The sequence below is a fragment of the Bradyrhizobium sp. I71 genome (genome assembly GCF_022354745.1).
Lineage (GTDB): Bacteria > Pseudomonadota > Alphaproteobacteria > Rhizobiales > Xanthobacteraceae > Bradyrhizobium > Bradyrhizobium liaoningense.
Window position 1 is genome coordinate 4,944,400 of sequence record NZ_CP059398.1, and the last position, 16,480, is coordinate 4,960,879.

Below are 16,480 nucleotides of genomic sequence, written 5' to 3' on the forward strand. Positions count from 1 at the left end.
CGTGAATGACGTGTCCACCGGGGTCCCGGCAGGGTCCTCAAAGCCGACCATCTTCTTCGACGGCGTCTCTAGCCGCAGGCGTCAGGTGATGCTGACGCTCGCTGATGCGCTCGAAATCGCTGAGGACGGCGAAGCACCCGTTCGCTGGGCCTATGCCGATATCCGCCGCGCCGACGGCCCGGCCGGCGTTTTGCGTCTGGCCTGCACGTCGGCCCCGCCCCTGGCGCGGCTCGAGATCCGCGACGCGGCAGTGGCGGCAGATGTGACCGCGCGATGCCTGCACCTCGACGAGCACCGGACCACACGACGCGGCACTGCAAAGATTGTGGGCTGGTCGGTGGCCGCCGCCGTTTCCATCGTCTGCGTCGTCTTGTTTGGCGTGCCGCTTGCCGCCGATCGTCTCGCACCGCTGGTGCCGAAGCCGGTCGAACGGCGCATCGGCGACGCTGCCGAAGTGCAGGTGAAGACCATCTTCGGCCGCAGCGTCTGTGAAGACCCCGCAGGCAAGGCCGCCTTCACCAAGCTCGTCAACCGCCTGCGCGATGCCGCGGGCCTCGACGACGATTCCATGACCGCGGGCGTGCTGCCGACCTCGGTGCCGAACGCGTTCGCGCTGCCGGGCGGCAAGGTCTACCTGCTCAAGGGGCTGCTCGACAAGGCCGAAAGCCCCGACGAGCTCGCCGGCATCCTCGCGCACGAGCTCGGTCATCTCAAGCATTACGACAACATGCGCGGGCTGATCTACAACGGCGGCACCTCGTTCCTGATCGGCCTCTTGTTCGGCGACGTCACCGGCTCGTCCGCGGTGATCTTCGCCTCGCGCAGCCTGGTCGAAGCCTCCTATTCGCGCGAGGCGGAGACCGCCGCCGATACGTTCGCGATCGAGATCATGCACAAGCTCGGCCGCTCGCCGAAGCCTGCCGCCGAATTGATGTTCCGCATCACCGGCAAGGAGGGCGGTTCCGGTCTCACCACGATCCTCGCCAGCCACCCGCTGACCGAGGACCGTCTCGCCCGCATGACCAGGGAAGATCGCCCGGCCTCCGGCCCGCCGCTGCTGACGGACAAGGAATGGCAGTCGCTGAAGCTGATTTGCGGCAGCGGGAGGGTGTGAGCAGGATGAGTCTTGGTTAAATTGGTGCGAGCCCAGCACGCAAATCACCTCTCCCGCAGGGAGAGGTCGGATCGCATCGACAGATGCGATCCGGGTGAGGGGTTACAGTCTCACCGAAGGCTGCGGCCCCTCACCCGGATTGCTTGCGCAATCCGACCTCTCCCCGCTGGGGAGAGGTGACTCACGGCCAGCCGACCGAACCTGACACCATCATGCTCCTGCCTATCGCGTCCCATAGGCGCGGTCGCCGGCATCGCCGAGGCCGGGCAGGATGAAGCCGTTCTCGTCGAGGCCTTCGTCCACCGCCGCCGTCCAGATCGGCACGTCCGGGTGCAATCCGCGCAGCCGTTCAAGGCCTTCCGGCGCGGCGATCAGGCAGGCGAGGCGGATGTCCCTGGCGCCGCGCTCCTTCAGCCGGTCGATGGCGGCGACGGCGGTGTTGGCGGTGGCGACCACCGGCGTCACCACGATTGCCAGGCGCTCGCTGAGATCGGACGGCGATTTGAAGAAATACTCCACCGCGGCAAAGCTATGCGGCTCGCGATAAAGGCCGATATGCGCGACCCGCGCGGTCGGCACCAGGTCCATCATGCCGTCGACGAAGGTGGTACCGGCGCGCAGCATCGGCACGAAAACGAGCTTCTTGCCGGCGATCTTGGCCGAGTGCATCGTCGCCAGCGGCGTCTCGATCACGGTGTCGGCGAGCGGCAGGTCGCGCGTCACCTCGTAGCACAGCAGCATGCCGATCTCCTTGATCAGCTCCCGAAACGATTTGGTCGAGATGGATTTGTCCCGCACCAGCGTCAGCTTGTGCTGCACCAAGGGATGATCGACGATCGTGACGCCTTGCATGATGGGATGCTCTCTTCTTCCCTTCTCCCCTTGTGGGAGAAGGTGGCGCGAAGCGCCGGATGAGGGGTCTGCTTCCACGAACTCAAGCGAGAGATATGCCCGCGGAGACAACCCCTCACCCGGCTTCGCTGTCGCGAAGCCTCCCTCTCCCGCAAGGGGAGAGGGTTAGAACACGGTACCGTCGCTGATCACCTTGAGCGGCGGCGAACCATCGGGACGGCGCGAAAAGGCAATCGTGCGGCCTGCGGCCCAGGTGCCGCCTTCGAGGATGCTGGCGAGCGGCAATGTCTCGGCCGTGCGGCCGAGCTTGGTGCGAACCAGGTCGGCCAGCCGATCGAGCAGCGCGACCGTCAGCGCGCGCCACTCCACGACCAGCAGCGAATCCACCGCATGCGCGCGCCCGGAATCGGCGGCGTCGCGCAGGCGCAGCACCTCGTGATCGACGAACAGCCCGCCATTGCGGTATTCGGCCAGCCCGGTCAGGCCGTCGATGTCGGTGACCGCGAAGCCGGCGCGCTGGAGCGGCTCGATCAGCGAATAGCTCAGCCATTGCGACAGCTTGTGCAAGGGCACGAGGCCCGTGGTCGCATCATCGGTCCTGATCGCCGGATGACGCCAGCAATCGCCGAGCGGGATGCCGGCGAGTTCGAGCCGTGACGGCCAGATCGGTCCGAGCTGGTTCAGCACCGCGGACAGAATTGCGGGCGCGGCAATGGCGCCGCCATCCGCCTGCGCCGCGATGTGATCGAACAGGCCGCCCGGCCGCGGCGTGTCGTGCAGGCCGAACACGTCCGGCCGCTCGGCGACCTGCTTGCCCAGTCGTCGCAGCAGATCGGTGCGTCCTTCGAGGCCGAGCAGCGGATTGGCGTCGCTCGCCTGAAAGGCGGATGTGAGTGCGGCGGGCGGCAGCATTGCGAGCACATCCGCATCGGCCCTGAATGGTGCACGCGCGTCGCGCGAGAAGAGGCCGCCCGCGAACATGTCGAGGCTCGCGATCGCAAGTCCCTCGGAGCGGCCGATGGCTTCGCCGGTCACGGCGTCGCGGTATCGCCATGCCGCGCCCGCGCCGGCATCGAGCAGCACGCTGACGATCGCAAGATCGAATTCCGCGCGCGCCCGCGCAGCGCGATCCGACCAGGACGCTGGATCGGCGAGCCGCGCCCAGCGGTCGACGCCGCCAAGCACAAAATGCCGCCAGCGCGCGTGGAAGGGGATATCCAGCGTCGGATAGGCCTTGCGCGTGACCGCAAGCACCGCCTCCGCAATGCCATCCATGCGGTCGAGATCGATCGTGAAATGTGAGAGCTTGCCGGCAAGGCCAAGCTCGAGCATTTGGCCCGCCCGAGCGCGCACCGCCTTTGCGGTGAGCAGCGAGCGTGCCTGCAGTTCCAAAGCGTCCGCCATCGCGCGATCAGTATTTTTCCAGCGAACGCCCGACCACGCCGTTCACGTCCTGCTCCGGCGCGATGTCGGTCGAGTAATAGCCGGCGGCCTTCTTCGCGGCGATCTCGACATAGGCGTCGGCCGGGATCAGCTCCGGCGGGATCGGCACGCGCTCGACGATGTCGATGCCCTGCGAGGTCAGCGCGTCGTGTTTCATGTCGCTCATCGACAGGAAGCGGTCGATGCGCTTGAGGCCCAGCCAGTGGATCGTATCCGGCATCAATTGCTGGAAGCGTGCGTCCTGGACGCCGGCGACGCATTCGGTGCGCTCGAAATAGGCGGCGGCCGCGTCGCCATCCTCCTGGCGCTTGCGCGCGTTGTAGACCAGGAATTTCGTGACCTCGCCGAGTGCGCGGCCCTCCTTCCGGTTGTAGACGACGAGCCCGAGCCCACCCTCCTGCGCGCCGCGCGCGGATTCCTCGATGCCGTGGATCAGGTAGGGACGACAGGTGCAGATGTCGGAGCCGAACACGTCGGAGCCGTTGCACTCGTCATGCACGCGGCAGGTGATTTTCGTGCGATGGTCCGGCAGCTTGGTGACGTCGCCGAACAAATAGACGGTGGTGCCGCCGATCGGCGGCAGAAACACCTTCATGTCTGGTCGTGTCACCAGCTCGGGGAACATGCCGGCGGTCTGCTCGAACAGCGTGCGCCGCAGCTCGGTCTCGCCGGTGCCGAAGCGTGCCGCAAGGCCCGGCAGGTACCAGACCGGATCGATCGCGATCTTCACCACGGATACGCTGCCATTGGCGTGCACGACCTCGCCGTCGGCGCGCAGCCGCTTTGCGGCCAGGGCCTCGCGGATCTCCGGCAGGTCGAGCCGCGCCCGCGTCACTGCGATGCTCGGGCGGATGTCGGCGCCTTCGGCGATCTCCTGGTGGAAGTTCTCGGCGACGAGATGTCCCCAGGGATCGAGCGCGACGATCTTGGCGGGATCGCGCCATTGCTCGAACGGTCCGATGGTCGCGGCGGGAAACGTGTTGGTGAGATCGGGCCTGCGAATCGGATCGAGCGCGCCGGCGGAGACGGCGAGCGCGCGGTACATCGCGTAGGACCCGCCATGGCTGCCGATCACGTTGCGATCCCCGGCGCGCGACACCGTGCCGATGATCGGTCCGCGGGCGCGCGCGTCAGTGGCGCCCCAGTGGATCGGAAAGGCGGCCTTCCTGCCCGGCTCCGGATGGGAGGTGAGGCGGATGTGGTCGGTACGGTTGGCACGGCTCATGTCCAGGCTCCCAAAAAGCCAACGGCCCGCCGCTCGGACGGGCCTGGCTCGCTTGCGTTGCCTGCCGAAGAACAGCGGTGGCGCAAGCTCAATCCAACATATTGTAGCGGCCGGCGACGACAGACAAGTTAATCGTGCCGGGCGGGCAGGGCCGTTTGCGACCACATTCCCGTCATTGGCGGGCTTGCAGGGTCGCCTTCCGCGCCGGGTCCTCGCGCGGGCCAAGCGTGCCCGCCCTGCCGGCGTACTCGGCTTAAGGAATTGAAATATTTGTATTTTTCATGTTTTCAAGAGGTTGAGCATCCTTCCGCTCGGCCCGCGCCGAATCCCGGACTAAACGTGTCATCCGTCCGATCGCAGATCGTCCTTGTCTTGGAGACCCCCAATGCCCGCCGCCAGCTACATCGACCCCCGCAACGGACAGCTCTATCCGCTCGACCAGCCGCGCTGGTGCTCGGACGAGCGCACGCCGCTGCTGATCACGCCGGGGGCGGGGATCTCGCGCGAGGACATCGATAGCCGCACGCGCTCGCTCTGGCGCTACCGGGCGGCGCTGCCGGTCGAAATCGTGAACCCGATCACGCTCGGCGAAGGCTGCACGCCGCTGGTGCAGCAGGCCTGGGGGGATCAGCGCCCCTTCTTCAAGCTCGAATGGTTCAACCCGACCGGCAGCTTCAAGGACCGCGGCTCTTCCGTGATGCTGTCTTTCCTGCGGCAGATCGGTGTCGGTGCCATTCTGGAGGACTCGTCGGGCAATGGCGGCTCGTCGATGGCAGGGCTGGGCGCCGCCGGCGGCATGCGTGTGAAGATCCTCGCGCCCGCGTCCACGTCGCCGGCCAAGATCGCGCAGGTGAGGGCCTATGGCGCCGAGGTGCAACTCGTCGAAGGGCCACGCGAGGAGTCGGAAGCCGAGGCCATCCGCCAGTCGAGCCAGACATTCTACGCCAGCCACAATTGGCAGCCTTTCTTTCTCGAAGGCACCAAATCGCTCGCCTACGAGATCTGGGAGGATCTCGGCTTTCGCGCACCCGACAACGTCATCGTTCCCGTGGGCGCCGGCAGCAGCCTGCTCGGCTGCGCCTTCGGCTTCCGCGAGCTTTTGAAGGCCGGGCAGATATCGAAGCTGCCGTGCCTGTTCGCGGCGCAGCCGCTGAATTGCTCGCCGATCGATGCGAGCTTCAAGGCCGGCGTCGATACGCCCGTCGCGCGCGAGGCGCACAAGACCATCGCCGAAGGCACTGCGATCAAGCATCCCTTGCGCCTGCGCGAGATCATCGGCGCCCTGCGCGAGAGCGGTGGCGGCACCGTCGCGCTCACCGAGGACGAGATCGTCGCCGCGCTGCGCCGCCTCGCGCGACAGGGCCTGTTCGCCGAGCCGACCAGCGCCAGCGCGGCGGCGGCACTGGACAAGCTCGCAGCCGCTGGCGCCATCAAGGCGACCGAGACCACGGTCGCGGTCCTCACCGGCACGGGCCTGAAGGCGGCGACCACCGTCGCCGATCTGGTGCAGTAGGGCAGTAGGATGGGTAGAGCGCAGCGAAACCCATCAGCTTCGCCGCCGTCGCAGCAGCTCGATGGGTTTCGCTTTCGCTCTACCCATCCTACGACTTCAGCGTTTGGGTGGGCGCCTCACTCCTTCAGATCATTCACCCGCTTCACCCAGGCGCGCACATCCTTGAGCACGGCGGGCAGCACCGCCTTGACCTCGGCCACGGTCATGCCCGCCTTGATGCGGGGATCGTAGAGTAGGTTGAGGATGTACTGGTCGTAGACGTCGAAATAGCCCATCGAGACGTTGTCGTTGAACATGGTCCACGGCACGCTCGCGGTGTCGTTGATGGGCCCGAGCGATTGCAGGAGCTCCTCATAGGCGCAGTCGAGGAAGACGAAATCGCCGTTGTCGACGGTGAGGATGACATCGGAATGCTCGATCTCGAAATCGTCGTTCTTGCGAAAGCCGGACAGGCATTGCGGGTCGAGCGAGGTGCGGATCTCGCGCGCCTTCTCGGCGCCGTAGAAGCTGGTGAGGGTGCGGTAGAGATCGCGGTCGCGCACCAGCTTGACCCGCACATTCGCCGCTTCGTTGGTGTCTGTCATGGCGATGTCGAGATGCTGCACGCGCTTGGCGATATCGCTCACCACTCTCGCAAGCTGCGTCTTGCGGTCGGCGCGGTCGCTCTCGGCGAACACGCGCACCGGCCCGTCGAACTTGCGGATGCGGTCGACGCGGCCGGCGAGGTGATACTCGGCACCGAATGCCGTCTTCAGGAAGCCTTCGATGATCTCGCCGTCGGTGAAGCTCTTCTTCTCGGCGCGCTGGCGCGAGGAGACCGCGGGCAATTCGCCCGCGGCAGCCATGGAGGCGGTGTCAGGCACCAATATGAACGCGGCGAGCGCCAATAGGGCGAAGCGAAGGGCGGGCGAGGACGGAGTCAATGCGTTCATCGTTGCCCGACGCTGCCGCATTCGCCTCGCGCACACAAGTCCGCAAATTCACGCGCCCTGCGGGTTCCGTCGCGTTCAAGCCCCCGGTCTCGCTTCAGTTGTTCAGCACCACCACGGTGGTGCCGACCGCGACACGGCTGTAGAGGTCGGTGACGTCGTCATTGGTCATGCGGAAGCAGCCCGAGGAGACCGCCTGGCCGATCGTCTCCGGCTCGTTGGAGCCGTGGATGCGGTACAGCGTCGAGCCCAGATACATCGCGCGGGCGCCGAGCGGATTGTCGACGCCGCCCTTCATGTGGCGCGGCAGGTCGGGCCGGCGGGCCAGCATCTGCGACGGCGGCGTCCAGTCCGGCCATTCCCTCTTGGCCGTGATCTTGTGCACCCCGCCCCATCGGAAGCCGTCGCGGCCGACGCCGATGCCGTAGCGCAGGGCCTGGCCGTTGGGGAGAACCAGGTAGAGCCTGCGCTCGCTGGTGTTCACGACGACGGTGCCGGGGGCGTAGTTGCCGTTGTACATGACGGTGGTGCGGGGAACGGGATTTGCGCCGGAACGGAAGAAGTTCGGGCCGCCACCCATGATGTCGCGCGTGTCGAACTCTTCGGCGAACGCGCCACCCGCCGTGGCCGACAGCAGTGCGATGGCGGCGATCGGCGCGGCAAAAAACCGGATCATTGTCTCCCCCAGAAAGAAATCGATTCAATGAATGCCACAGGCCATATTTGCAGGCATTCCGCAAGCCACGGGCCCGTGAGGGATGCCATGCTTGACGATCGGCGTTACCAAATCGGCAACCACAATTTGCCGAAAACCATTAGCCAAACCGGCGCATCGTCGCGCGGGGCAGGGCGGCGATGCCGGCTATTGCTTTGACGGGACGCGCGAACAATGATTGATCGGACGGATATCTGGACATGGCCGGTTGCGGGAGCTTTGGGATGAACGGTGCGGAAAGCCTGGTGCGGACGATGGTTAAGGGTGGGGTGGACGTCTGCTTCACCAACCCCGGTACCTCCGAGATGCATTTTGTCGCAGCGCTCGACCGCGTGCCGGGCATGCGTTGCGTGCTCGGCCTGTTCGAGGGCGTGGCGACGGGCGCTGCCGACGGCTATTTCCGCATGAAGGGAACGCCGGCCTCGACGCTGCTGCATCTCGGCCCCGGCCTCGCCAACGGGCTTGCCAATCTGCACAATGCCAAGAAGGCGAACTCCGGCATCGTCAACATCGTCGGCCAGCACGCCGTCTACCATATCGGATACAATGCGCCGCTGACGTCCGATATCGAGGGCCTGGCCCGGCCGATGTCGTCCTGGGTCCGCACCTCGCCGGACGCCAAATCGGTCGCCGCCGACGGTGCCGCGGCGATTGCCGCCGCCAAGAGCGCGCCGCCGCAGATCGCGACCCTGATCCTGCCCGCCGACACCGCCTGGAACGAGGCCGACGGCATTGCCGAGGTTCCGGCCGAGCAGCAACGCGCGAGCTATTCGCCGCAGGCGGTCGAGCAGGCCGCAAGAATCCTGCACGGCGACGGCGAGGGCACGCTGCTCCTGATGACCGGGAGCGCCCTGAGCGAGCAGGGCCTGGCGCTTGCCGAGCGCATCGCCGGCAAGACCGGCTGCACCGTGATGGGCCCGACCTTCCGTCCCAAGATGGCGCGCGGCCGCGGCCGTTTCTCGATCGACCGCATCCACTATGTCATCGATCAGGCCCTGCCGATGCTGGCAAAGTTCCGTCACATCGTGCTGGTCGAGTCCGACGATCCCGTGGCCTTCTTCGCCTATCCGAACAAGCCGAGCATGCTCAAGCCGCAAGGCTGCGAGGTCCATCGCATGACCTCCTGGGGCGAGAATTCGGTCGCGGCGCTGGAGGCGCTCGCCGGCGCGGTGAAGGCCAGCGCCAGGGACGTCCAGCCGCAGGCTTTGGCCGAACTGGTCAAGCCGACCGGCGCGCTCACCTTCGCCTCGATCGCGCAGGCGATCGCCTGTGCGATCCCCGAGAACGCAATCATGGTCGACGAATCCCTGACCACCGGCCGGGGCTTCTTCCCGCCGACGGCGGCGGCCGCCCCGCACGACTGGCTCCAGAACATGGGCGGCTCGATCGGCTTCTCCACGCCGCTGTCGATTGGCGCCGCGATCGCCTGCCCGGATCGCAAGGTGATCACCATGGTCGGCGACGGCAGCGCGATGTACACGATCCAGTCGCTGTGGACGCAGGCGCGCGAGAACCTCGACATCGTCACCATCGTGTTCGCCAACCGCATCTACCAGATCCTGCGCGGCGAGTTCGACAATGTCGGCGCCGGCGAACCCGGCCAGCGCGCCAACGACATGCTCAGGCTCGACCGTCCGACGCTGGATTTCGTGGCGCTGGCCAAGGGCATGGGAGTGCCAGGCCGCGCCGTCACCAATGCCGACGAGTTCAACAAGGCGCTGGCCGAAGCGGTCGCCGAGCCTGGGCCGCGGCTGATCGAAGTCCAGATGTAGGACGTCACCAGACAAAGCGCCGCGAGCCCGGAGGCACGATGCAGACCGAGCTGAACAAGGTGATCGCGGCGCTCCAGGACTTCTACGCCCACGAGGGTTTCCTGTTCGAGAAGGACGTCGGCGAGCGGGCGGTCACCCACCGCTTCGCCGTGCATCTGGAGAAGCAGTTTCCGGGCTGGTCAGTCGATTGCAACTACGACAGGCTCGGCGAGCGCACGCTGCATCTGCCGCACGGCACCATCATCTCGACCGACGACCATCTCGGCAAGTCGATCTACCCCGATGTCGTCGTGCATCAGCGCGAGATCCCGAACAATCTGCTCGCGATCGAGATCCGCAAGGCAAGCAATCACACGCCGCTCGAGCACGACGAGCACAAGCTGCGGGCGCTGACCGACGTGCATGTCTGGTTTCCCTTTTGGATCGGTCTGCTGCTGGTGCTGGACATGCAAGGCGTCAAGATCTCGGAAGTGTATGTCAGCAGCATCGTGGATCAGCCGCTGTCGCGCTGGTTCGCGGCGCGGCTCGCTGAGGTCGGGCTCGGCGCCGCGCCGTAGCACGCGTACTCACATAAGGTCAGCTTTCGAGGATGAGGCGGAGGTCGCTCCGTCTGGCAGCGTCCCCCCTTGTCGCCCGGAGCCGACATCGATGGCAGCCTCACGCTGCAGCCGTTGTGGATTTATCCGTCCCTGCTTCGTGGCCGTGTTCCCTTGCCCCCGTCGCTTCGATGCACAGTCTGACGGCCTCGCCGATGCTCGTCGCAACGAGGTCAGCTTTAGCGCCTTCGCGCAGCAATTCCAGGGCCGCCGGGTCCATGTCTTTGACCCAGCAGCCCAGGATGATGGTTGCCTTCGGCAATTTCCGTCTCAGACGCCGGACGGAGTACCGCATGTGTGCCGCGGCGCGGGCATCGAGATAGACCAGGCAGACGATCGCAACGCCCGTCGTATCCAGGCGAAAGACGTTCGTCGTGGAAAGCGATGCTGCCGCTTCGACCCGCGCAGCGAGGCCGTGCTCAGTCGAGAGCTGAGCCAGCATGATCGCGGCCGCCTCGTCGATCAGGGTGCGTCCGGCCACGCACAGGACGGGGTGTTCACCCTGCCAATCCGGCGGGAGAGTATCCCTGCGGAGGTAAGGCAAGTGTTCGTTGGCGGTATTCTCCGCAACGCCTTCCACCGCGGACGATGCTTCGGCATCGGTGGTTGAACTGCTCTTCGCCGGCGGCCGGTCGTCCTGATCGGCAAGATCGGCGGCGAATTCGCTGACGGCGTCCCTGATCTTCGTGAGACGTTCCTGGTCGAGCGTATTGCGCTCGGCGTCGGCTTGCGCCAACTGCAAACCCTTCAGGGCGACCTCATCATAGTACGAAGCCAGCGAACGCTCCTTCAAGAACTCTTCGGCCTTTTCGGCCGCTTCCGTGGGATCCCCCGCCAGCATCCGCTGATAGAATATTTCCGGAGGAGAAAGCGCCGGTCGGTCTCCGAACATGACGTCGAGAAACTCCAATCGCTCCACATGCCGCCCGAGGACCACGAGGCAAATCGTAAGGGGGGTCGCGAGGACGAGCCCGATCGGTCCCCAAAGCGCTGTCCAGAACGTTGCCGACGCGACCACGGCGACGGGGGAGAGCCCCGTACTGCGGCCGTAGACCATCGGCTCGACGACGTGGCCCACGAGCGGTTCGACGACGAGAAACAGAGCGAGAGTCCAAAGCAGCATCGACCAGCCGGGATCGATGGCGACCGCCAGCGCCAGCGGGAATGCGGCCGCGATGACGGCGCCCACATAGGGCACGAAGCGAAGCGCAGCCGCAAGGATGCCCCAGAGAATCGCGCTTGGAATTCCGATGAACCAGAGGCCGCTGCCGATCACCACGCCGAATGCGCCGTTCAGGATGAGCTGGGTCAGAAACAGCTTGCTGAGGCGGCTCGCTGCATCGTCCAGCGCAGCGGTCGTACGCTGCAGATCCGACGAGCCTGCCAGCCGGATGAAGCGGTTACGAAGATCCTCGCGTTGAATGAGAATGAAGACGACGAAGATGATGATGATGCCGGTGGTCGCGAGCGGATGAATGAGCGGTGAAATCAAGGTTCGCAGACTTTCCAACGCGCCGGGATCGGGCTGGCGTACTTCGACCGGCACCGGTGGTGCGGAGGGATTCGAGCCCGCGATCATGCCGGGGCTGCGCGCGGATGGGGCGTCTTTCGGTTTATCGAGCTCCTTGCTGAGATCCTTCAGCATGTCGGACGCACGCTCGAGCGTGCCCCTGCCGGCCTTGGTATCCCGAAATGCCTGGATCTTCTCGCTGATCGTCGATTGATATCGGGGCAGGTCACCCGCGAGTTGCGTCAGTTGAGCGGCGAGAAGGCTTCCCATCGCGAAGATCAGCATGAACGCAACGACGACCACGCTGACGACCGCCAAACCCCGCGGGACACGGATGCGCTGCAACATTCCGACCAGCGGCGCCAGCACGAAGCTGAGGAGAATAGCAAGCGCAACGGGTACGAAGATATCCCGGCCGAAATAGAGCATCGAGATGATGATGACGGTCAGAATTGCGGTCGCGACTGCGCTGAGCAGCGCCATCAGTTCTTCGGTGGTGCGTGGTTTGAAGGGCTGTCGCGCTACAGGCCTCATTTGCTGTCCCTGTCCCGTCGTCCGCTGAGCGTGCACCGATGTCAGCTGCAAGGGCGCAGGACGACACTGCAGAGGACGGCCGCTCAGGGCACTCGTCCGCGCGGTCTTCATGGGTGGCGGCCGAACTCCGGTCGCCATCGCGACGCCAACCGCGCCGCGCTGAAAAGGTTCCTGGCTGCGGCAATGAAGTGCGCGATGCACAGTTCTCCGCGGCCGACCGTTCCCGCTTGGACCCCTTGTCCGAAGTTCGCCCGATCTGCGGGTTAAGCAGCCCCAGACCGTCACCAAGAGAACGGTATGATCGAGGGGGGCGCGCGTGGTGCGCGCGCCGCTGCCTCGTCAATAGTAATAGGGTTGCGAGTAGGCGTAGCGCGGGTTGATGCCGCAATAGGCCGATGTGCCGGAGGCGGTGGCGGCACATTGCTGGTAGCTCGCGAACTGGCAGTTGCCGGGGTAACCCCAGTGGCGGCCTTGCAGGCAGTACCTGTCGTTTGCGGCCTGGGCCGGGACCGCCGACACTGAAGCGGCGATCAAGGTCGCGAACGATGCAAGGGTGAGGATGGTGCGACGCATTTCAATCTCCTTCGAGGATGGAACGGCCGTGCTTGGCGTTCCCGCTGGACTGTCTGATGCACGGTCATGCCTATATTGGTGTCCGCGACGCCGGATGCGTTCGAGGGGAGATCATCGTGACCGCAGCCGGTGGCGGGCAATGTGATCTCCACCACAGTTCGCGCGCGGGTTCCGGGCTATTCGACGAACTTGCACGCCTCGATCCCGCGGGACTAGGCTTGCCTTCATTCGGATCAGGCATTTTGGAGGTTCTGATGCAGAATTCATATTTGCTGGCTGCGACGGCCGCGCTGCTGTTCGGGATGCAGACGCCGCTTGCGCTGGCGCAAAGTGCCCCGGCCGCCGGCGGAACCGCTACGCCTCCCGCGACAACCGCTGCGCCTGCCGCGACGACGACAGCGCCAAGCGCAACCACCGACAGTTCCAGCCAGCCGACCGACGCCAGGAAGAGCGCATCGAAGAAGCCTGCGAAGAAGAAGATGACCCGGCAGCAGGAGATCGATCATTCGATCGACACCGGCACCGTGCCGGCGCGCTACCGCAGCTCAGTGCCGAAGCAGTACCAGCAGTATATTCCGTTCGACAAGCGGTAGCGGATCGCAAGCGGCGTGACGCGATCGAACGTCGTGCCGCCGGTGCCATCGAGAGGCGCACTTGGAATACGGCGTTGATGATACGGTCTTGCCAATCCGGTCTTGGTGATGAGGTCATTGGTAATGAGGTCTTGGCCGGAAGGCTTCCGGTCCCACATCGCCGGTGGCGGTCTGCGGGAGCGGTGCTAGAGTAGGCCGAAGCCCCGGGGGGAGCAATGAATGACGAGGTGAAGGACGCCGGCCTTGTGGCGATGATCAGCGGCATCCTGGGAGGAAACAGGCGCGCAGACAGTTTTGCACCGCTCGCCGATGTTCCGCCGACTGTGCCGGCGGATGGATTGGAGCCGGGCGAGACGTCCAGCTCCGATCCGGCACCGGCCACGGCCGGGAACGCGCCCGATGACGCGCCGGCTGCCACGATACCGGTCGAGCCGCCCGCGCAAATCGCAACCACGCGGGACGGCAAGCGCCTGCTGCCGGCGGAGGCGATCGCCGATCTCGTGCTCGGCGAGCTGCGCAAGCTGGAGGATTTCCCGAGCTCTGGCGTTTCGGTCACGGTCTATGGCTTCCGGAACTGGAACGCCATGCTCACCTTCGCGCCGTTCTCGACCACGTTCCAGAATGCAACGCGGTTCCGCCAAGCCATGCCGGACCTTGTCTTCAAGCTGCGCCGTTTCGTCGAACTTGAGATATAGTTCAGTGCAATCGGCGGCGCGCGGCGCCGCCATCCAAAACAGCTCGACAGGATCTTCAATTGAGCGTCGCCTTTACCAAGGAAGAGAGCGCCGAAACCGCGTCCGAGACGCTGTTGCCGGATCGTCCGATCTCGCCGCATCCAAACCTCGTGACCGAAGCAGGCCACAAGGCGTTGCAGACGCAGCTTGCCGAAGCGCGGGAGGCCTATGAAGCCGCGCAACGCGTCGATGACGTCAACGAGAAGCGCCGGCAGTCGGCCGTGCCCTTGCGCGACGTCCGTTATCTCACCGAAAGGCTGCGCACGGCGCAGGTCATGCCCGATCCGACCTCGACCGACGTCGTCGCCTTCGGCAGCACGGTAACGTTCAGCCGCACCGATGGCCGCGTGCAGACCTACCGCATCGTCGGCGAGGACGAAGCCGATCCGAAAGCGGGGTCGATCTCGTTCGTCTCGCCGGTCGCGAGGTCGCTGATGGGAAAGGCGGTCGGAGACGTCGTGGGGGCAGGCGCGCAAGAGATCGAGATCTTGTCGATTGCGTAACGGCGCTCAGGGTGAGGCGAGAATCGCATGAGCAAACGGCACTCGACAGGAGCAATCTCATTCGCCTAAAGCATGATCCGGACCCGAAGGTCCGCGTTAGCGCAAAGCGCGAAGCGGTTCTCCGGAAATATCCTGCGCCAACAGGAAGCTGAGGCGCGAAGTCGACCCGACCTGATGTCCATCGCGCCAGAGCTGTCCGGAACGGAGACCATGATACCTGAAGCACGAAGGAAGCAGAGCCCCGGCAGCCGTGCCGGAATTCGGCCTGCGAGACGTTTCGGTTGTCTTCTGTTGATGCCGATGGTCTCCGCTGTGTCCGCCAGACAGGGCGCGATGGCTGGATGAGGCGGTTTCTGGCGGGAGCGTTGCCGTTTTACGCGCTGGCTGGACTGGCCATGTGCATGTACCTCGTCCTGTACAGGACGAACCTCTTCGACTTGAACGCCATCGTCCAGGGTGCGACCGGTTCAACATGGTTTCTGGTCTTCATGTTCGTCTGCGTGCTCCTGGAGTCGATCTTTCCGTATTTCGGCTATTTTCCCGGGACCGCCCTCATCCTGATGTCGGTGGCGCTCAATCCGAAGTCCGCGGATCTCTCCGTTTTTACCGTGGCGTGGCTGGCGATCATGGTCGGTGCCGTTCTGAGTTACGGACAGGCTCGTTTTTTCAGGCCGCTTTTGCAGCGGGTTGCCTCAAGAGCGGCGCTGCGTCGATGCGAGTCCCTTCTTCACGCCTACGGTCCCTACGCGCGCGTCGCCTTGTTCGTTCATCCCAACGCCTGCTCGATGTATTTCACGGCACTCGGACTTCTCGGCGGAAACCTGACGCGAGAGCTCGCCCATCTTTGCCTGGGTGCTGCAGCCTCCGTGGGCGTGCTGTTCGTCATCGTGACCCGACTCGTGTCGTCCGTAGGTCCCACCGATGACGGGCGATTGCAGGTATTGCTGGCGGCAGCGCTGGTCGCCATCGGCACCCTCGTCGGTCTCTACGCGGCCTGGCGGCCGGCAAGGGCCGCTTGAGGCTTGCTCCGGCATTGCGAGCGGCCCGTCCGCCATAGCTCGACGAGCGACGGCGGAAGCGAAGCAACCCAGGCTTCGCGGTGCGTGCCCCGCCGACGGCCGCATGCCGGCAGGCCACAGAGTCGCGTGCATCGGTTTCGGCCTCGTCGCGCAAGCCTGCGGGCGTGGGCGGCTTGGGGCGGAGTTGACCGGCGACATTGCGCCACTGCGCTTGTGCGGCCTCGGCGTCGGCCTGGGCAAACCCGTGCTCTGACCGGTCGCCGAATCGTCCATTCGAGCCAAATGCAGGCATGGCCCATTCATATCAATGTCGTGTCAACGTCACAGCCGTTGGTTAACGGAGCGTTCGTGCCAGTACCAAGCCAAACAGCCAGGGAGCAAGCATGTCGCACAATCACCACGACGATCATCGCCACGTCGGTCCGTTCAAAAAGATCAAGTTCGGGACCAACGGAGACGACGCCATTCCAGGGTCGAACCACAGCGACATCATCCTTGGCTTCGGCGGCAATGATACCGTCGTCGCCGGCCTCGGCAATGACATCGTCTTCGGCGGCCGCGGCAATGACTGGATCGACGGCGGCAAGGGAAACGATGCGCTGTTCGGCGAAAGCGGCAATGACGCCCTGATCGGCGGCGATGGCAATGACGGCCTGCACGGCGGCCGCGGCCGGGATCTGCTCCTTGGCGGCGCAGGCCGGGATCATCTGAGCGGCGACGACGGCAACGACAAGTTCCTGCTCCGCAAGGGCATGGGCGTGGACACGATCGAGCGGCTTGAAGCGGGCGATCGCATCGACGTTCGCGACTTCAGCATTCCATCCTTTCAGACGATCATCAATTCCGCGCGCCAGG

General features: G+C 65.3%; 15 protein-coding genes and 1 pseudogene. 9 read left to right on the forward strand and 7 right to left on the reverse strand.

Going from position 1 to position 16,480, the window contains the following annotated elements; genetic code table 11:
* The first annotated feature begins 1 nt into the window (after nucleotide 1).
* Nucleotides 2–1,114 (forward strand): M48 family metallopeptidase, encoded by a 1,113-nt coding sequence (locus tag FJV43_RS23855; RefSeq protein ID WP_239621547.1) that lies wholly within the window; start codon nucleotides 2–4, stop codon nucleotides 1,112–1,114.
* 222 nt (nucleotides 1,115–1,336) lie between these two features.
* Here the strand turns inward: FJV43_RS23855 and upp are convergent, their stop codons facing one another.
* The 3 genes from upp to FJV43_RS23870 all read right to left on the reverse strand — a co-directional run bounded on the left by upp (nucleotide 1,337) and on the right by FJV43_RS23870 (nucleotide 4,634).
* A complete protein-coding gene (upp, locus tag FJV43_RS23860; RefSeq protein ID WP_239621548.1) occupies nucleotides 1,337–1,966 on the reverse strand; it encodes a uracil phosphoribosyltransferase in 630 nt (209 codons plus the stop codon).
* A 165-nt stretch (nucleotides 1,967–2,131) separates the two neighbouring features.
* A complete protein-coding gene (locus FJV43_RS23865; RefSeq protein WP_239621549.1) occupies nucleotides 2,132–3,370 on the reverse strand; it encodes a URC4/urg3 family protein in 1,239 nt (412 codons plus the stop codon).
* Nucleotides 3,371–3,377: 7 nt separating this feature from the next.
* Nucleotides 3,378–4,634 carry a GTP cyclohydrolase II gene (locus tag FJV43_RS23870; protein WP_239621550.1) on the reverse strand — a complete coding sequence of 419 codons (1,257 nt, stop codon included), beginning with the start codon at nucleotides 4,632–4,634 and terminating at the stop codon, nucleotides 3,378–3,380.
* A 385-nt stretch (nucleotides 4,635–5,019) separates the two neighbouring features.
* On the opposite strand from FJV43_RS23870, the gene FJV43_RS23875 reads away from it, so the two are divergent.
* Nucleotides 5,020–6,147, forward strand: coding sequence for a pyridoxal-phosphate dependent enzyme (locus FJV43_RS23875; RefSeq protein ID WP_239621551.1), 1,128 nt, complete (start codon nucleotides 5,020–5,022; stop codon nucleotides 6,145–6,147).
* A gap of 116 nt (nucleotides 6,148–6,263) precedes the next feature.
* On the opposite strand, the gene FJV43_RS23880 is transcribed toward FJV43_RS23875, so the two are convergent.
* Complete coding sequence (locus tag FJV43_RS23880; RefSeq protein ID WP_239621552.1) at nucleotides 6,264–7,079, reverse strand: DUF2927 domain-containing protein; 816 nt, start codon at nucleotides 7,077–7,079, stop codon at nucleotides 6,264–6,266.
* Nucleotides 7,080–7,173: 94 nt separating this feature from the next.
* A complete protein-coding gene (locus tag FJV43_RS23885) occupies nucleotides 7,174–7,752 on the reverse strand; it encodes a L,D-transpeptidase (protein WP_061878977.1) in 579 nt (192 codons plus the stop codon).
* A gap of 263 nt (nucleotides 7,753–8,015) precedes the next feature.
* Here FJV43_RS23885 and FJV43_RS23890 point away from each other — a divergent pair, with 263 nt between their 5' ends.
* Together FJV43_RS23890 and FJV43_RS23895 are read left to right on the forward strand one after the other, a co-directional pair.
* The gene (locus tag FJV43_RS23890) at nucleotides 8,016–9,563 is read left to right on the forward strand and encodes an acetolactate synthase large subunit (protein ID WP_239621553.1); all 1,548 of its coding nucleotides are present in this window, start codon (nucleotides 8,016–8,018) and stop codon (nucleotides 9,561–9,563) included.
* Nucleotides 9,564–9,601: 38 nt separating this feature from the next.
* Nucleotides 9,602–10,120 (forward strand): hypothetical protein, encoded by a 519-nt coding sequence (locus FJV43_RS23895; RefSeq protein WP_131869357.1) that lies wholly within the window; start codon nucleotides 9,602–9,604, stop codon nucleotides 10,118–10,120.
* A gap of 100 nt (nucleotides 10,121–10,220) precedes the next feature.
* Here the strand turns inward: FJV43_RS23895 and FJV43_RS23900 are convergent, their stop codons facing one another.
* Complete coding sequence (locus tag FJV43_RS23900) at nucleotides 10,221–12,152, reverse strand: AI-2E family transporter (RefSeq protein ID WP_239621554.1); 1,932 nt, start codon at nucleotides 12,150–12,152, stop codon at nucleotides 10,221–10,223.
* Nucleotides 12,153–12,542: 390 nt separating this feature from the next.
* Nucleotides 12,543–12,776: a DUF3551 domain-containing protein gene (locus FJV43_RS23905; protein ID WP_239621555.1), complete on the reverse strand. Its 234-nt coding sequence runs from the start codon at nucleotides 12,774–12,776 to the stop codon at nucleotides 12,543–12,545.
* A 254-nt stretch (nucleotides 12,777–13,030) separates the two neighbouring features.
* Between FJV43_RS23905 and FJV43_RS23910 the strand changes: the two genes are divergently transcribed.
* The 5 genes and pseudogenes from FJV43_RS23910 to FJV43_RS23930 all read left to right on the forward strand — a co-directional run.
* The gene (locus FJV43_RS23910) at nucleotides 13,031–13,369 is read left to right on the forward strand and encodes a hypothetical protein (RefSeq protein ID WP_239621556.1); all 339 of its coding nucleotides are present in this window, start codon (nucleotides 13,031–13,033) and stop codon (nucleotides 13,367–13,369) included.
* Nucleotides 13,370–13,584: 215 nt separating this feature from the next.
* Nucleotides 13,585–14,064 (forward strand): hypothetical protein, encoded by a 480-nt coding sequence (locus FJV43_RS23915; RefSeq protein WP_239621557.1) that lies wholly within the window; start codon nucleotides 13,585–13,587, stop codon nucleotides 14,062–14,064.
* 59 nt (nucleotides 14,065–14,123) lie between these two features.
* Nucleotides 14,124–14,606, forward strand: coding sequence for a transcription elongation factor GreA (gene greA, locus FJV43_RS23920; protein WP_239621558.1), 483 nt, complete (start codon nucleotides 14,124–14,126; stop codon nucleotides 14,604–14,606).
* A 341-nt stretch (nucleotides 14,607–14,947) separates the two neighbouring features.
* Nucleotides 14,948–15,625, forward strand: a complete 678-nt coding sequence (locus FJV43_RS23925) for a hypothetical protein (RefSeq protein ID WP_239621559.1) — start codon at nucleotides 14,948–14,950, stop codon at nucleotides 15,623–15,625.
* A gap of 383 nt (nucleotides 15,626–16,008) precedes the next feature.
* Nucleotides 16,009–16,308: pseudogene (locus FJV43_RS23930) on the forward strand (calcium-binding protein); the annotation flags it as partial.
* Nucleotides 16,309–16,480: the final 172 nt, after the last annotated feature.

What these genes read in the sequence shown, in the direction of transcription:
- upp (WP_239621548.1), bottom strand. Translation starts at nt 1,966, where the DNA reads ATGCAAGGCGTCACGATCGTCGATCATCCCTTGGTGCAGCACAAGCTG.
- FJV43_RS23865 (WP_239621549.1), bottom strand. Translation starts at nt 3,370, where the DNA reads ATGGCGGACGCTTTGGAACTGCAGGCACGCTCGCTGCTCACCGCAAAG.
- FJV43_RS23870 (WP_239621550.1), bottom strand. Translation starts at nt 4,634, where the DNA reads ATGAGCCGTGCCAACCGTACCGACCACATCCGCCTCACCTCCCATCCG.
- FJV43_RS23875 (WP_239621551.1), top strand. Translation starts at nt 5,020, where the DNA reads ATGCCCGCCGCCAGCTACATCGACCCCCGCAACGGACAGCTCTATCCG.
- FJV43_RS23880 (WP_239621552.1), bottom strand. Translation starts at nt 7,079, where the DNA reads ATGAACGCATTGACTCCGTCCTCGCCCGCCCTTCGCTTCGCCCTATTG.
- FJV43_RS23885 (WP_061878977.1), bottom strand. Translation starts at nt 7,752, where the DNA reads ATGATCCGGTTTTTTGCCGCGCCGATCGCCGCCATCGCACTGCTGTCG.
- FJV43_RS23890 (WP_239621553.1), top strand. Translation starts at nt 8,016, where the DNA reads ATGAACGGTGCGGAAAGCCTGGTGCGGACGATGGTTAAGGGTGGGGTG.
- FJV43_RS23895 (WP_131869357.1), top strand. Translation starts at nt 9,602, where the DNA reads ATGCAGACCGAGCTGAACAAGGTGATCGCGGCGCTCCAGGACTTCTAC.
- FJV43_RS23900 (WP_239621554.1), bottom strand. Translation starts at nt 12,152, where the DNA reads ATGGCGCTGCTCAGCGCAGTCGCGACCGCAATTCTGACCGTCATCATC.
- FJV43_RS23905 (WP_239621555.1), bottom strand. Translation starts at nt 12,776, where the DNA reads ATGCGTCGCACCATCCTCACCCTTGCATCGTTCGCGACCTTGATCGCC.
- FJV43_RS23910 (WP_239621556.1), top strand. Translation starts at nt 13,031, where the DNA reads ATGCAGAATTCATATTTGCTGGCTGCGACGGCCGCGCTGCTGTTCGGG.
- FJV43_RS23915 (WP_239621557.1), top strand. Translation starts at nt 13,585, where the DNA reads ATGAATGACGAGGTGAAGGACGCCGGCCTTGTGGCGATGATCAGCGGC.
- FJV43_RS23925 (WP_239621559.1), top strand. Translation starts at nt 14,948, where the DNA reads ATGAGGCGGTTTCTGGCGGGAGCGTTGCCGTTTTACGCGCTGGCTGGA.